Here is a 15,979-nt window from a genome sequence, read left to right on the forward strand (position 1 = left end):
GAACCGTCGGCCGACGTTCCGCTCGCGTCTATTCCTATCCGAAGGGAGGAGACGAGCTCCTGTGCTCTCGCAAGAGAAGGCTTTGTTCCAACAATTATCGCGTAATCACCGGCTTCAATAACACCAACTGGTATCTGAATCGAATCGAAAGCTGTCTCTAGCTGGCCTGGTGTGAGGTTCTTCGGAAGAATGGTTATCGTGTAGGAGATAGGTCCTTCGTCAACTTCTGCCGTCTTTCCGAGAGAATCGTAGACCTCGAGAGCCATCCCCACGTTGGTCCGACTTCCGACGAACACTAGCGCAGTATCACCTTCGAGGATCTCTACATCGATTCCAATGAGCCTGAAAAGCTGATTCAGCAACTCGGCGGAGACACCTTCCTTAGGCTCGAGAATCTCAAAGACATTTCTTTCGCCCGATTCGCCAGTCGAAACCTGCACAAGCTTCTCAAGAAGCGCCTGAGCACTTTCGATAGAATCTTTCGCTCCGATCAATAGCAAGACATTGCCAACGACATTCAGATCGACTTTGAAGTCAAGTTTGTCGAATATTGTAGAGAGAGAATTGAGATCAAATCCCTCTGGCAACGAAAGAGTGGTAAACTCAATTTCCTCCGCTATGGGCTCTTTATCTTCCGTCTCGAATCTTGAGAAGAGATCGACTGCTTTGCCGTTACTCTCGCCTGAGCCAATGAAGACCAGGTAGTCGGAAACCTCTACAATCTTCACAGGCAAGTTGAGGGATGAGAGCAGCTCTCTGAACTGATCGATCGAGATCTCTTCCACCTTCTCAACAATGGAGTATTCAGGACTCTCAACGCTTCCTATTCCTAGAGTCGCCGAGATCGAGCTAATTAGCTCTCTGAAACGCTCCACATTGCTTTCAGTACCTATAACTACTACATCTCCTCCCACAGGAAGGATCTCAACACTTAGGGAGAGACTATCAACGAGATCGGAAATCTCTGCGAGCGATAGTCCCTCACCGAGCGGAATAACCGAGTAGATTCTCTGCTCGTCAACGGAAGGATCTTCAGGTGTAAGATATTCAACTATTTCCTTCGCAGTTCTCAGATCGCTGTCGGGACCTATTAGCATCACTTCCCCGTCAACTTGCACTGAGGAGATGTTGAGGGCCATATCGCTCATTATCTTCTCAAGCTTCTCAAGAGTCAGGTCGACAGGTAATTCTATAAGCCTGTAAGAGACTCCCTTTCCCAGTCCGCTTCTGATTACTTCGTCGAGGAGAGCAACAGCCATATTGACATCATCTTCAAGCCCGGAAATCGACATGCTCTGACCCAGTTTCGTATATGAAAGACTGAATCCCGCCGACACCAGGATTTCCCTTAGCTCTTCGTAAGTCATTCCCGATGGAACTGGATACAGAGTAGTCAGTCTCTTTGTCCTAAGTTCAAGACCGTCCATAACATCTGGAACTCTATTGAGCTCATCGGCCGGACCTATCAACAGGTAACCTTTACTGCTCTCATGGAAGACCTCTACTGCAAAGTTCATGGCCCTGAAAAACTCGGCAAGAGTCTCTCCAGTCCAGCCTTCAAGTTTGGGATAGAACTCCGCTGTCAGTTCCACTGCTGACGGTTCAGAGCCGATCTCCTGCATGAGACTCTCAAACATTCCTATATCTTCCGCACTACCAACCGCCACAATTCTGTCGCTCTCTCCGTAGATCTTCAAAGAAGAGCCCATATTGGAGAGAAGCTGATTCAGAAAATCAGTGTTCTGGTAAATCCCCGTGAAAATCCGCATCTCTTGAGTCTTCTCGGAAGGCTCATCGGATGTAAGCCGGGAAAGGATGTCCCTAACCTGTTCGATCTCTCCCTCCTTACCGTAAACGACGAAGCTGCCTCGGATTTCGAGAACCGACATTTCTAGTCCCAGCGTACTGATTATTCCGCTGAGTTCTTCTATAGTGACTTCACGAGGCACGATAACGGTAACTTTGTGCTCGCTTATAATGTCGTTTCTTATCTGTACGAATCTTCCAAGTTCCTTTTCAGCGCCTATTATCACCAGCTTTCCAGCCACAGAAAGAGGATAAACGTCTATACTGAAAGCCGAGATAACCGACTGAGCCGAGGCAAGATCAAATCCGTCACGAATCTCTACAACCATATAGCTTTGCTCGCCGTTAACAACCTGCACCTCTCTGCGAGAGAGAATTGAGGTTATGGTCTCAAGGGCCTTCGAAATACTGTCCTTTTGGCCAACGACTATGACTCCTGTAGGTGTGCCGAGTAGATCTACTCGAATTCCAAGTCTTGCGAAGATTGTTCTGAAGCTTTCCACTTCTTCAGACGGGATCTCCACAAAGTCAAAAACATCCGGTTCGTCGCCCCTGGGAAGGACAATCCCTTCGGCAAGTTCACCGAATACCTTCACAGTCTGAAGGACATCGCTTTCAGGTCCGATTACCATCGATCTCCCATCCACTGTGATAACCGTAACCGCAAGACCCATCTTCTCCAGCATACCCTGAAGATTCTGGATAGAAGGAACCGTCTCGACTATCTCGTAATAGGGCTTCTCAAGGCCCGCCAACCTTACCGTCTCTAAATGTATTCTGTTAAGTATTTCGGACGGGCCCACCAAAAGATATCCTGACTGGACAGGAGTTGCACTCACCTTCGCCCAATCCTTCTCTCCAAGGAAACCTCGCAAGTACGCAACAAGCTTTCCCTCTTCCCATCCAGCCGGGTTATTGAAGAATCTCGACTCGATAGTCTCATCCTGTTCTGCCTTTGAAAGTACTGAACGGATCACTTCATTGGCCTCTTCCGCCTCTTTCTCAGTTCCAACAAGGACAACCCCAGAAGGAGAAGAGAGAAGTTCAACATCAAGTTTAAGGCTGTCAAGTATGGCTGTAAACTCATCAATTCTGTCGTTCGGGATCTCTGTAAACGAGTACTTAAGCTCCCTGTCAGTCTCTAAAATCACCGTTCTTTCGTTTATCGAGTTTACGACACTTGCTGCATCTTCAAGATCCTCGCCGTAACCGACAAGTATCACGTTACTCCCAAAGCTCAAAGCCGTGGCATCGATCTTCAATTCTGTGAGCACCTGTCGTATTGTCTCGAAACTGCCTTCATTTGCGGGCATTATCAAGTAGTCATACTTTCTCGAGCTTATGGGAGTTTCCACGCCACTTCTGAGCATCTTAATGAGCTCGACCGTCTTCTCAACACTCTCCTTGATGCCAACTATGAGATACTTGTTCTCCACAGGCAAAATCGTGACCTTAAGGCCTAATCTATCAAGCAGAGTGTCTAGTTGATCGATAGCGGGGAGGGAATCCTCAATAACGAAGAATGGATCCTCTATTCCGGCTAACCTGGAAGCCTCGTCAACTAATCTCGACACTACTTCTTCTGGACCGATCACAATATATCCACTGGTAGAAGGAGTGATAGAGATTCTAGAGAAATCATCGACGCCAAGAAAGTCAGTGAAGTAACTGGCATACTTTTCATCGTTCCATCCGGGGACGAGGGCTGCAACGTTTGAGACTCTGTCTGGTTGACCCTCTGATTCGTCAAACAACGCTTCTCTCTCAAGAATTGCATTGACTGTCTTGACCGCTTCTTGCACCTTGTCTCCGTCACCGATCATGAGAACTCCGGTAGCAGATGGCAACAGCTCTACTCCCGCGTTCAGCTTGTCAAGAATAGTCTGGTAGCTTTCAATGTCTGCGCTAGGTATTCCAGTGAAGGCATAAATCGGCTCATATACCTGCGAGGTAGTCCTTCTGCTTAGGATGTCTTCAACCACCGTAACCGTTCTTGAAACGGCCTGCTGCGAGCCAATCGCAATGACTCCGGACGGTGAGGATAAGAGCTCAATGTCTATCGCCAAACTCTCTAGGATTGCTCTGAACTCTTCAATTCTGTCGTTCGGTATTTCAGTAAAAGAATACATCAACTCCTCATCTGTCTCGAGAGAAGCAGTCTTTTCGTTAATCGAGATTACAACATCGGCGGCGCTTTCCAAGTCTTCCCCGTATCCGACAATTATCACGTTGCTTCCAAAGCTCAAAGCAGTAGCGTCTATTTTCAGTTCCGAAAGTACCTGTCGGATAGTCTCAAATGTCCCTTCGCTTGCAGGCATTATTATGTAGTCATATTTCCTTGAGGCTTCTGGAGCCTCAAGACCGTTTCTCAGCATCTTGATCAATTCGACTGTCTTCTCTACATTTTCCTTCATGCCAACGACAAGGTGTTTGTCTCCGACAGGTAGTATCGTCACCTTAAGTCCCAGCCGTTCAAGAAGAGTATCCAGCTGATCGATTGCAGGAAGAGACGTTTCTATAACAAAGAACGGATCTTCTATCCCCGCCAGACGATTGGCTTCGGTAACCAATCTCGAGATAACTTCCAGCGGACCGACGACGATATAGCCGCTAGACGAAGGAGTGATCGAAAGTCTTGAGAAGTCGTCCTCTCCAAGGAAGTCCATGAAGTAGCTGGCATATTTCTCATCGCTCCAGCCCGGCACAACTGAAGCTACGTTTGAAACTCGCACCTTCTCTCCTTCAGTTTCAGCAACCAGGGCTTCTCTTTCGAGAATCGCGTTGACGGTCTTGATTGCTGTCTCGACCTTGTCTCTGTCACCGATCATCAAAACCCCTGTGGCAGAAGGAAGAAGCTCCACGTCGGCGCCGAGTTTATCAAGAATTGCCTGATAGCTATCTATCTCTTTGCTCTGTATGCCCGTAAAGGCGTACATAGGCTCATAAACCTGTGTCGTAGTTCTTCTGCTGAGTACGTCATCGACTACCGCTACAGTTCTCTCCAATGCTTCTTGAGAACCTATTGCAATAACGCCCGATGGGGACGTGAGTAAGGATACTTCGATTGCAAGCCTCTCAAGAATCGCGTTGAAGCTGCCGATGTCTTCCCCGGAAATATCAAGGACACTGTATTCAACAGTCTCAGGCACATTTACATCTTGGGAGACTGATTTCAAGAGCTGCTCCATTATCTGGCTTGTACGTTGTACATCTTCGCTGGAACCGATTACAATGGTGGAACTACCCATGCTGACCAGATCAACAAGGACTCCAAGTCTCGAAAGCAGCCCTTCAAGATCATCTACGGGGGGTATTCTCTCAAGCACTGTGAACGCCGGATTTTCAAACTCTCTTAGCCTAAAAATTTCGGCTTCTACCGACTCAATGAGAGCTCTTGGTGATAAGGCAACGAATCCTGTGGAAGAAGGGACTATAGAAATCCTATCAAAGTCATCTGTCCCAAGAAATAGTCTCAGATACTCGCTGATTCTTGCGATGTCCCATCCGGGTATTGCCTTGATATCGAGCGAGATCCTTTCTTCTCTGTCTACTTCCACTGCCTGAAGCTGCATGTATAGAGCCCTGAACTTAAGAAGATCCTCTTCATTGCCGATCGCGATAATTTTGTCAGCAACGCTCACTGCGAAGACACGATAGTCTAGCAGTTCAAGCGCCGGTTCCAGGGACTCAACAGTAATTCCCGCCGAAAGGGGAAGAAGAAGATAACTCTCGTACTTATCCTGAAGAGGAAGATCTTCAGCCGCTCTCGAATTAATCGCCTCTATCAATTCCTCCGCGCGATCCAGTTCAGGTTCCGCACCTATTGCAACAACACCGGTGGGAGTTTCCAGAAGTTCGATTTCGATGTTCAGCCGCTCGATTATTGGCAGAAGTTGCTCTATTGAATCCGATCGAACATCAACGAATCTGTAATTCAGTTCTAGTTCAGCGGTGACGCTTTCGGAATGAGCCATTACCGACTCAACCACGTCAAGTGCTTTGAGAAGTTCCTTTTCAGAGCCGACCGCAATGATCCCCGTCGAGATCTGAATTAGTTCGGATGTTATTCCGAGCCTCTCCATAACCGTTTCCAGAGGAGCTGCGTCTTCGGGTCTTACCGGCAAAAAAATGAACGTCTTTGACACCGAAGTGTCTTCGATCCACTTCCCCTCTTGGTATATTGCCTCTATTAGTTGGTCGATGATTTGATTTGTCTGAACAACACTCTCTCGATTACCAACAATCAGATACTTATCCTCAACCGGAATTATCTCAACTTTGATGCCCAGTGCTTGGATAAGTATTTCGAGCTGATCAAGAGGTGGTAGTCCTCTTTGAACAACGAAGTGAGGATCTTGTATCTCCTGAAGACGACTGACTTCGACCTCAATTGATTGAAGAAGTTCAACGGGTCCCGCAACGATGTAGCCACTCACCGAAGGAGAGATAGATATTCGAGAGTACTGATCCTCATTCAGAAAGTCTCTAAGATAACTGGAGAATACTTCATCACTCCAGCCGGCGACTCTTCTCACAAAGGTCGAGTCGTTCCTCTTTTCTTCTGTCGTATCGAATTGCTGTTTCTGCTCGGCAATTAACTTCACTACCGATTTTGCTTCTACTACTTCTTCAGAGGATCCAATCACAATTACGCCCGATGGAGAAGAAAGCAATTCGGCATTCAGTCCCATCTTTTCGAAAATCAAGGAATAGTCCTCAATTTCATCGGAAGAAACAGGAACAAACTCGAATAAGATTTCCGAATCAACTGTTGAAGCTCTCTTCTCAAGAATCGAATCTGCAACTTCAACCGCTCTAGTTACTTCATCGTCGTTTCCAATAATTAGAATACCTGAAGGGGAATCAAGCAATTTTACTTCTATCCCGATGCTCGCAAAGATTTCGGTAAAAGCAGGCATATCTTCACTTGAGATACTGGAGACCTCAAATGCAGTCTGTTTCGTTTCCGATTCGTCACCGATTACCTCTAAAAGCCTTGAAACAAGCTCTTTCGCCTGTTCGACACTTGTGGAAGATCCAACGATTACAAAATAATCATCGACTTTCAGGATGTCTACAATGATTCCCAGTCTCAACAGAAGAGAGTTCATCTCATCGAGTGTGGGCATTCTTCTCTCAATAGAATAAGAAGGGCTTTCAATACTTCGCAGTCTCTCAAATTCGCTTTCAACACTCTCCAGAACTGACTGAGGACAATTGACTATATATCCCCTTGCAGTTTGAACTAGCGAAACACTGGTCGTTTTCTCAACTCCAAGAACAACTCCCAGATAGGAAAGCAGTCGATCAGAATCCCAACCGGGCACTCTTAAAAGCTCTTTGCTGACAAAGGCGCCTTCGACGCTTTCGGAGGTAAGAATCTCGTTGTACAATCCTTTGAAGAGCTGAAGATCGTAGCTGTCTCCAACGACGACTATCTTGTCGTAGACAGGAGTTACTACGAGATCGAAACTGAAGACATTGATTACTGAGTTGAGCGAGGCAATCTCAATTTCAGGCTTTGAAGAAATGATCAAATATGATCTATCCCCATCTCCCTGTTGGGGAAGCGTCGATGTCTCTTTCTTCAAGATCTCTTCAACTATGCTCTTGGCTTTTGCTAACTGCGACTCAACACCGACTCCAACTATTCCTGCCGGGGTCTCCACGAGATCTATTTCATAACCCAATCGGGAGAGTATTTCACTTAAACTGCCGACCACATCCGGTTCAATATCTATCAAACTGTAACTTCTCGGACCGGTCTCAATTGTCTCGATTCTTGACAGGACAGAGTTTATGACCTCCATTGCCTTCTCAAGTCTCTCTTTCGTAGCGACAACTGCCACACCTGTAGGAGTGTCAACAAATTCAACAGATAAACTGAGCTTGCTTAGAAGTTCACTTATCCCCTCAACTTCTGAATAGGGGAGGTTAATGAATGTGAACTCGTAATCCACCGCAGTGTCCGAAACATCTCCCTGAACAGGAAGACCGCTGCTAATCTGCCGGACAAGCTTAGAGGCCTCTTCAACATTCTCCTTTGAACCAACGATCATAAACTGGTTCTCAACGGGAACAATTGTCACTGCGATACCCAGTTTTTCCAGAAGAAGCTCAAACTGCGCGAGGGACGGAATTGATGTTTCCAATCTATAAGAGGGATTCTCGAATCCTCTCAGTTTTTCTGCTTCTGTAGAAATCGCTTCCAGCACAGGCTGTGATGCAATTACTATATAGCCGCTGCCTGATGTTGTAAGTGTTATTTCCGAATAGATATCGGATCCAAGGAAATCGTTGAGATAAGCCCTGAACTTCTCGATATCCCAGCCGGGGATTGCCATTATCTGCAGAGATAACCGGGGGTCCTGACTTGAGATGCGATTCTCAACCATTTCAGTTATTCTTGGAATTCTCTCTTCGATAACGCTCTCTATCTCCAAAAGCCTGTCCGGGTACGCACTAATCACCAGCAGACCGGCTGACTCGATGAAGTTGGCCGTCTCGTTCTCGACAAGAATCGTCTGGAGCAACTCGCCCAAACCCGAAGTATAGACTTCGGGTGATATCTCAAGGATAGATTGCCTTGTAATTCTGTATATCTGCTTTTCGTGCTGTTCAAGCTCAGCAACGGCCTTCTCCATTATCTCAGAAGGAGCGTACATGAAGACCAATCTGTCTGCGATCTGCTCAACTGTATACTCGCCTTCAACAAGACCCTGAGCCGCGTAAAAAGTTCTGAGGAAAGCTGAGACTTCCTCAAAGGAATCATTAGCCTTTAGCTCGAGGTATGTGTTTGCATAGTCTTCAAAAGCAATCCCTGTGAAAAGCGAAAGGAGATACTCGGCCGTTCCGATTGAGCTCTTAGAACCCTTGATAATGAATCCCTTTCTTTCTCCCAGCGCTTCTATTGCTGCCCCGGTAATACGTTGAACCTGTGACAATATTGATTCTTCTATAGTCAGGTGATAATTTACGATAGTGTAAGACACGTCTGTCGATATCTCAGAGAAGGAGTCGGCAACCTTCTGAAGAACCGGAACGAGGTAATTGGGTAATTCAAAAGTTACCTTTCCGATGGGTTCAAAGGTTCTGTCTACAGAGAGATCCTCGTACATCGCATAACTTTGAAGAATACTGAAAATCGTCCCTACCAGAGTCTTGTCTTCTGTCAAACCCGATCCCGATGCACTGCCCAGCTTCAATATGTCTTCAATCAGAAAGAAGTTGTCAGGCAGAGTAATCGTCCTACTCGTCTTGCTGGAGTCGAGGTCTTGCGAGGTGATGTACTCCCTGTAAAGATCTATATACTCATATAAAGCGTCTACTTGAGCAGCATTCCCAGAAAAAATCAGTTTGTTGAACTCTGGAATACTGGCTATTGTAAGGCCATCAGAGAACAGCGTTGCGTTGAGTTTCCTGGCCAGTTCATAGTATGCGGTGAGAGGTTCGATGTCAATGTTCGCTATCTCCCACGGAACATTGTATTCTCTCGTAACTGTATTTGTCGTAAGTGCAGCTGAAAGCGTCATATGAGTCTGAAGATCTCCGAAAACCATTAGAGATGCCTCATTTGGCAGATATTCGATGAAACTGTTCACAGGAAGAGTCTTTCTTAGCCTTTCGATCTGTTCGGAAATAGATTCTCCCTCGGCGTTGAACTCCACACCGATGTAAGTCTTCCAGAAGGCGTTGACCAAATCTTTTATTTCTTCCGGAGTGCCAAGATAGAATGTTCCATCGGTCAAATAGGAGTATGCTATCCTATCTCCGAGTGATGTGAGAATGTTCCGTAGAATGTCTTCGGGCATCGCAAGAGAAAAACCGACTATGACCTCCTCATTTCTGACGCTAGGAGATATGACATAAGAGAGATCAAGCATCTCTTCTGAGAAAAGGTACGTCATCGCAGTGGAAACAGTCATTCCGTATGTTGTGAACTTTTCGATATCAACGTTGATCTTCGATCTGAAGAATCTCAACGTGACTACATTGTCCCTGATCGTGACTTCTGGATCATCGATCGTTGGAATCAACAACGCGATATTCACAGAAAGTCTCTTCGGATCCTGTCTAGTCCACAGTCCCTCCACCGGACCCATTCGGAGCGGAAGATTCATATCTCTGCCATTCACTCCGTTGAGCGCCAAAGAGTATATAGTCTTGGAAGGATTTGACTGAATGTTGTAATCAGTGACTGTGTCGTTGAAGATCATAGTCACTGTTACAGACTCAGCGTCCATAGAAGGTATAACAGAATTCAACTGATTAGAGAAACCAATACAGAAGAAACCCAGAACCAAAAATATGACCGCTATTTTTCTCACACGAATCACCCCATATTCACCCTCGAGTTTACGATCTAAAGTACTTCACAACAACAAAGCTGTTCGTGCTCGTGTCGTTAAGCAACACAGCAAATTCCGTAATTCCGTACACTATGTAAGAGGGAGCAACCTGTTCTCCAACCCTTACGGTGATTTGTGACTGTCCTGCTTCAAGAACCGCATAATCAACTTTGTTCAATCTATAGTAAGCTACATACTTAACGTCGGCAGCCTCTTCGCCCACTTCAAGCATGGACCTTATAACTTCCAAAGGGCTTGCATAAAGAGGAAGAAAGTGATTGCCCAAAGCAACGCTGCTCAATACTCTGGAAGTATCGATAGGATCGATCCTAATTCTGCTTGCAGCCACATCGGCAATTTCCACCGGTTCTAGAAGAAATGTCAGTAGAACCCCACCCGTAACCAGCAAAGTTATTGAAACAACGATTATTAGAACAATCTTCTCCATAAAATCAACTCCACCTAGAAGTTGCCCGTTACCGTAAGATCCGTCCTTAGCTCGAGTGAGAGATTCGATGGAATGTTTGATTCCGGAAGAATGGGAAAGCCTAGATTTGATCTCAGTTCAAGCTTTCTGACGAGTATCTTTGGCTCATTAACGATCATCTCGACAAGATCAAGAATATCTCTCGAGCCTCCAGTGACGGTTATCCCCTTGTAGTCACCCGGTTTGGTCTCTATCGGAACTCTTTCCTTCAGTTCTTCTAGATAGCTTCTTGTGCTCATTGAGCCAATCGCTTCGTTCCTAACTCTTGAAAGCAACTGCACCTCGAGATAGGCGCTCTCCAGTCCATTCACTTCGTCTATCAGTAATGATGTGTTCTCAAAAGTGTTGTAGGAGTACAAAACCACTAGAAAGAGAAAGCCGATCACAGTCAAAGCAATCAACGACCAAAATGCAAATTTCGAGTTCAGACCTTTTCTGCCAAGGAAAGTGAGCTTTCTGTTTAGCCTGTTAGAGTAGTCCCTGTGAATGAAATAGCTATCATTACCGTCAAATGGCTCTCGGGTGGCATCCATGTCCATGCCTTCAAAATTGAATTCGTTCTTTTCACTCATCATGACCACCCACCTCTAGATCGACAAGTTGAAGCGAGTAGAGCTCAGCAAAATCTAGATTTCCCCTCACGCTCGGTTTTGCAAGAAGAGTCGGTGTGCTTTCTGGTGTGGGGAAAGAAACATCATCGCCTTCGAAAATCAGATAATAAAAGGAATTACCGACTCCACTCTCAAACTGAATTCTTGAAGCTATTGTCTTCATCGCATTTTCATCTTCAAGATAGGCCTCTATTGTTCTAAAAACGTCCATTTCGACTGATTTTGAGTCGACATGCGTGCGAAGATCATTTACCTGTTTGCTCAGTTTATTTCTCATTGCTGTATACTCTAGCTTCTTATTGTAGATCATTTCAATGTCTGCTTTCAGATTGCCTGTCAGATATGTCCCGGTATTGTCGAAGAGGTAGCCTTTCATTCTGGAAACCTGCCTCAATCTTGTCTCAAAGGCCTGAGTAACAAAGAAACGAGATCCCAGAACCAGAAGGACAATTATCAGCAGGACTATTAGAGAATACTTAAGCCTTGAGACCCGCTTCTTCCTTGAATACAAGTTTACGTCGACCAAGTATCTCACCACCTCTCATAAGCAGTCCAACCGAAGTATAAGTTATCCCGCTTGTTTCCTTCATTTTCAGAGGCATGCTGACCACTTCTGTTTCGTCTCCGAGAATCTTTTGGAAAGCTCTTGAATAAACGGCTGTAGAAAGACTCGACTGTCCTGCAACAAAAAACCTGGTGAAGAGAGACTCATCAGCCGCTGAGGTGTTTGGCGAGTTCGACAACGTGTTTGTAAGATACATCCTTAACTGATAAGAGATCAGACCCTCGAGTCTTTCCGAAGCTTCCTCAATTAACGAATCATAATATGCCTTGGAGCCAATAAGAAATTCCCTCTGAATATTTGTGTTCGGAGAGAGCGAATTGTCCTCCTTGAAGCCGCTTGCAACCTGGTCAAACCCATCGCTGATATAATTGAGCCCCACGATTTCTTCTCCCCTGAATGTCAGGAGAAGAGAATAGCTTCTGTCAACTATGAAAACAATATTGTTGCCTTCAAAGACGCTTGTTTGAGCCATTTTAAAAATCGAAAAGGGCTTCACATCGACAATGTTCGGCTCGGGAAAGCTCTTTCCCGTCAATCCCCCAATGAATTCAAACACGGCCTTTCTCTTTGTTATAACAAATGCAGGAACGAGTCCGCTTTTCAGAGAAGCTATCGAGTTCAGACAAGCAACATTTACTTCGTCCGGCGGTAATGAGAATTGGGAAGCGGCCTTGAAGCTGGCAACATTGAGTAAATTCTTCATAGACTTTACCCGGGGAACCTCAAGATGCTGAAAGACAACATCTCTTGGATGAAAGGTAGCAACAAAAATTTCATCGGCAGGAATTGTGTTATTCTCCCTGAATACTTTAACTGATTCTTCAAGCGAATCTGCCCCCATCTTGAGCACAGAAAAGACGGGTTTCAGATACCGGCCTTCAATAACAGCTCTAACGATCTCAGTATAACCCTCGTCAGAATTTACGGCAGTTATCATACTCTGAAACATGTTTACCCCCAAGTCTCAATAGGTGACTTTCCCCGTTACCGGTTGGATAGTCAGCACACTGCCATCGGCAAAGCTCAATGTTGTCGACCCGCCAAGAATAGCAATTGAACCATCCCCATTGAAGCGGATCCTAAAGTTCTCTCTGTTCTCCCAGAGGCAATCTTCAAAAATCGCTCCCGTTGTCGAGGAGACCCTCTTCAACCAAGAATCATAGAAAACCTCTACAGGTCTGGAACGAACAACAGCCTCAAGACGCTGTCTTTCAATGAACGAATCGAAAGCAGTTTTGCTGAGGCTAATTTTCAGGCTACCAATAATTTCAGATGAAACCAGTACAACGCCGCTGAGGCAAAGAGAGACCAAAACCAGACAGCACAAAAGCTCGGTTAAACTCATCCAATACTTTGCTCCATCGCAAAAACAGCACCGTATATAGTTATTGCCAGAAAACCAATGAACCCACCAATAAATAATATCATTATCGGCTCAACAAGTGAAACAAGTTTCTTGAGTGCATTTTGAACCTGCATATGATAAAAGTCGGCAACTTTGAACATGACTTCGTCCAGCTTGCCGGTCTCCTCCCCCGTGGCCACCATACTAACGACTATCGGCGGGAAGACCTTCTGATGCTCAAGGGAAGCGCTGATACTCTCGCCTCCCTTAATGCTGACTATTGCATTAGTTACGGCTTTCATAACCCGAGGGCTTTGCGAGACTTCTCCTGCAAGTTCCAGAACAGTTGGCAGATCAACTCCACTTGCCACTAGAACGGCCGTCGTTCTAGTGAATCTCTCCATAGCCGTCATATTTCTCAGGGTTCTTACTGGAGGAATTAGTTTCCCAAGATTCTCCTTAACGATGTTACCGTATTTGCTCTTGAAGAAGAAGAATCCTCCGATCAGCAAGCCGAAAAGCAAAACAAGAAGCAGCGGCCACTGGTTCTTCAAAATATCATTCATCTTCAGAAGAATAGCCATTGTTCCCTCTGGTTCAAAGTTTCCTCCAAAAGCGCTGATCAAGTTCGGGAGAATGAAAAAGGAAATCATCCCCACTATTCCAACCGCAAAAACCATCATGAAAAGAGGATAAGCCATTGCCGATTTAACCTGGTTCTGAAGCTCAACCATTCCCTCATAAAAGTCCGCAACTCTTTCAAGCGATTCATCAAGAACTCCACCTGCCTCACCGGCCTTGACAAGGTTGGTGAAGAGAGGTTCAAAAACGCCCGATCTTTCAAGAGACTCACTGAAACTCATTCCGCCCTCTATGTCTAACACTACTCGGGCTATGATCTTCCTGAATCTTCTAGAAAACAGGACCTGGGTCGAAAGGACCTGAAGTGCTTCTCTTATCCTGACACCGGATGAAACCATTGTGGCCAACTGTCTTGAGAAGATACTGACTTCCTTCTGAGAGGCGGGAAACAACGAAGCCTTAGTCGAGCTGCGAGAGGATGATGATTGCTTAATTGAACTTACAATATAGCCTCTGCTCGAGAGGATTTGGAGCGCCTCCAGTTTGGAATTCGCAGCGAGCTTGCCTTTTTCTGGCCTTCCCTTGATGTTGATTACTTCGTAGCGGAAATCGGGCATCTCTTACTCCACCTCTCTCAAAAGACAGACTGCATGAGCATGAACAAAATCTGGGCTGCTGCCGTTACCCGACTTTGGTTTGATGTTCACATTCTCGCTTCCTACCCCAAGAGCTTGGGCGATGTTTTCGGTCATTGATCTGACAAAGCCAGCCAACCTGACGCTTTCTATGACGACGACCGTATCGACATTAAGCAATTGCCATCGTCCTCTTATTGCTTCTGATACCTCAAATAGAAACTCCAAACTTCTTCGATCTCGATTCAAGTCAACTTCCGGAAACTCAATGCCGATATTCCCTAAAGATACTGCGCCTAGAACTGCGTCCACAATTGCGTGACAAAGAGCATCTCCGTCAGAGTAGCCAGAAAGGTAGAGAGAATCTGATACTTTGACACCTCCAAGAAACAATCCTTTGTTCCCCACGAGAATCGGATGAACATCATAACCGATTCCTACCCTGATACTCATATAAGTCTAATCGGCATTATGATATAGGTGTATCCCTGCACATCTACAGGGTTCATCTGGAGCGGGCTGTTCGAGTCAACAAAGTTCAACTCCACAGAGTCGGAATCAATCTTCTTTGCAGATTCGGAAAGGAATCTGGGATTGAATGCTATAACAATGTTGTCGCCCTCTTTGTTCGCTCCAATAACTTCTACTGACTCTCCGTGATCCGGACTTCTGGCAATAATCTTGAACTGCTCATCGTCTATCTCGAACTTGACAGAGTCGGATCCAAGTCTTGCGGCAATCGATGCTCTTCTAACAGCATCGGAAAAAGTCTCTGTCGGAATCACCACTCTTGCTTTGAATGACTTCGGAAGGACTTTTCTATAGTCAGGAAACTCCGCATCAACTACTTTCGTCACTATTTCGGTTCCATCAAAGGAAAACTGCACGCGCGAACCATCGTAAGTTATTTTCATAACATCAGACATTGCGACTTTAAGGCTGTTTTGAAGATCCCTCATACTCTTCAACGTCAGCAGAAAGTGATCATCGATGTTCAGATCGATTCTCTCCTCAGAAAGGGCCATTCTAAAACCATCCGCAGCCACGAGGCGAAGATACCCGTCATCAAATTCCCAATAAACACTGTTCAGATTCCTCATGAACTCGTCCCTTGCTGCACAGAAGATTACCCTTTCAACCATTAGCTCAACAGAAGATACGGAAACTGTGAAGTCAAGTCCCCCAGCTGCTGGCTCGATATCCGGGAAGTCATCAGGGTCCATTGTTGGAAGAGTGAAACGTGCGCTGCCCATTCTGATAACCATGTTAGTTTCTTCCGTCTCAAATATTACTTCTCCTTCAGGCAGATTCCTTACTATTTCAAGAACTAGACGAGCATCGATAACAAAATTGCAGCTTCCATCTAAATGCTTTGGTTTCAGCTCGGTAGTGATCGCTGTCTCTAAATCGGTAGCTACAAGCTTAATTGTCGACTCATCCTTCATTGAGAAATATATGCCTGAAAGAATTGGCTTGACATTCTTTGGAGCGACTGCCCCAGAAACCGACTCTAATCTCGTGAGGATTTCGGAACGAGCTGCGACAAATTTCATCATACACCTCCACTTGATGAGCTTTTCATAAATTATAACATCTATGT

9 protein-coding genes are annotated in these 15,979 nt (G+C 45.6%); all 9 read right to left on the reverse strand.

What is annotated here, in order from left to right; translation table 11 throughout:
- On the reverse strand, nt 1–10,142 hold a 10,142-nt coding region (locus ENN47_04065; protein ID HDP77356.1), incomplete at its 3' end, for a type II secretory pathway, component HofQ.
- A gap of 19 nt (nt 10,143–10,161) precedes the next feature.
- The gene (locus ENN47_04070) at nt 10,162–10,602 is read right to left on the reverse strand and encodes an alpha/beta hydrolase (protein ID HDP77357.1); all 441 of its coding nucleotides are present in this window, start codon (nt 10,600–10,602) and stop codon (nt 10,162–10,164) included.
- A 14-nt stretch (nt 10,603–10,616) separates the two neighbouring features.
- The gene (locus ENN47_04075; protein ID HDP77358.1) at nt 10,617–11,213 is read right to left on the reverse strand and encodes a hypothetical protein; all 597 of its coding nucleotides are present in this window, start codon (nt 11,211–11,213) and stop codon (nt 10,617–10,619) included.
- Complete coding sequence (locus ENN47_04080) at nt 11,206–11,790, reverse strand: hypothetical protein (GenBank protein HDP77359.1); 585 nt, start codon at nt 11,788–11,790, stop codon at nt 11,206–11,208. The genes ENN47_04075 and ENN47_04080 overlap by 8 nt, the downstream gene beginning before the upstream one ends.
- Nucleotides 11,729–12,766 (reverse strand): hypothetical protein, encoded by a 1,038-nt coding sequence (locus tag ENN47_04085; GenBank protein HDP77360.1) that lies wholly within the window; start codon nt 12,764–12,766, stop codon nt 11,729–11,731. The genes ENN47_04080 and ENN47_04085 overlap by 62 nt, the downstream gene beginning before the upstream one ends.
- Nucleotides 12,767–12,781: 15 nt before the next feature.
- The gene (locus ENN47_04090) at nt 12,782–13,162 is read right to left on the reverse strand and encodes a hypothetical protein (protein ID HDP77361.1); all 381 of its coding nucleotides are present in this window, start codon (nt 13,160–13,162) and stop codon (nt 12,782–12,784) included.
- Nucleotides 13,159–14,361 (reverse strand): type II secretion system F family protein, encoded by a 1,203-nt coding sequence (locus ENN47_04095; protein HDP77362.1) that lies wholly within the window; start codon nt 14,359–14,361, stop codon nt 13,159–13,161. The genes ENN47_04090 and ENN47_04095 overlap by 4 nt, the downstream gene beginning before the upstream one ends.
- 3 nt (nt 14,362–14,364) lie before the next feature.
- A complete protein-coding gene (locus tag ENN47_04100) occupies nt 14,365–14,832 on the reverse strand; it encodes a 2-C-methyl-D-erythritol 2,4-cyclodiphosphate synthase (GenBank protein HDP77363.1) in 468 nt (155 codons plus the stop codon).
- Entirely contained in the window at nt 14,829–15,932 is a 1,104-nt protein-coding gene (dnaN, locus tag ENN47_04105; protein HDP77364.1) for a DNA polymerase III subunit beta, read from the reverse strand. The genes ENN47_04100 and dnaN overlap by 4 nt, the downstream gene beginning before the upstream one ends.
- Between the last annotated feature and the right edge of the window lie 47 nt (nt 15,933–15,979).

Origin of the sequence: Mesotoga infera (assembly GCA_011045915.1) — a bacterium.
GTDB classification, from domain to species: Bacteria; Thermotogota; Thermotogae; order Petrotogales; family Kosmotogaceae; genus Mesotoga; species Mesotoga infera_D.

Coding starts and splice junctions, on each gene's coding strand:
- ENN47_04090 (HDP77361.1), bottom strand. CDS start 13,162: ATGAGTTTAACCGAGCTTTTGTGCTGTCTGGTTTTGGTCTCTCTTTGC.
- ENN47_04085 (HDP77360.1), bottom strand. CDS start 12,766: ATGTTTCAGAGTATGATAACTGCCGTAAATTCTGACGAGGGTTATACT.
- ENN47_04100 (HDP77363.1), bottom strand. CDS start 14,832: ATGAGTATCAGGGTAGGAATCGGTTATGATGTTCATCCGATTCTCGTG.
- ENN47_04070 (HDP77357.1), bottom strand. CDS start 10,602: ATGGAGAAGATTGTTCTAATAATCGTTGTTTCAATAACTTTGCTGGTT.
- dnaN (HDP77364.1), bottom strand. CDS start 15,932: ATGAAATTTGTCGCAGCTCGTTCCGAAATCCTCACGAGATTAGAGTCG.
- ENN47_04075 (HDP77358.1), bottom strand. CDS start 11,213: ATGAGTGAAAAGAACGAATTCAATTTTGAAGGCATGGACATGGATGCC.
- ENN47_04095 (HDP77362.1), bottom strand. CDS start 14,361: ATGCCCGATTTCCGCTACGAAGTAATCAACATCAAGGGAAGGCCAGAA.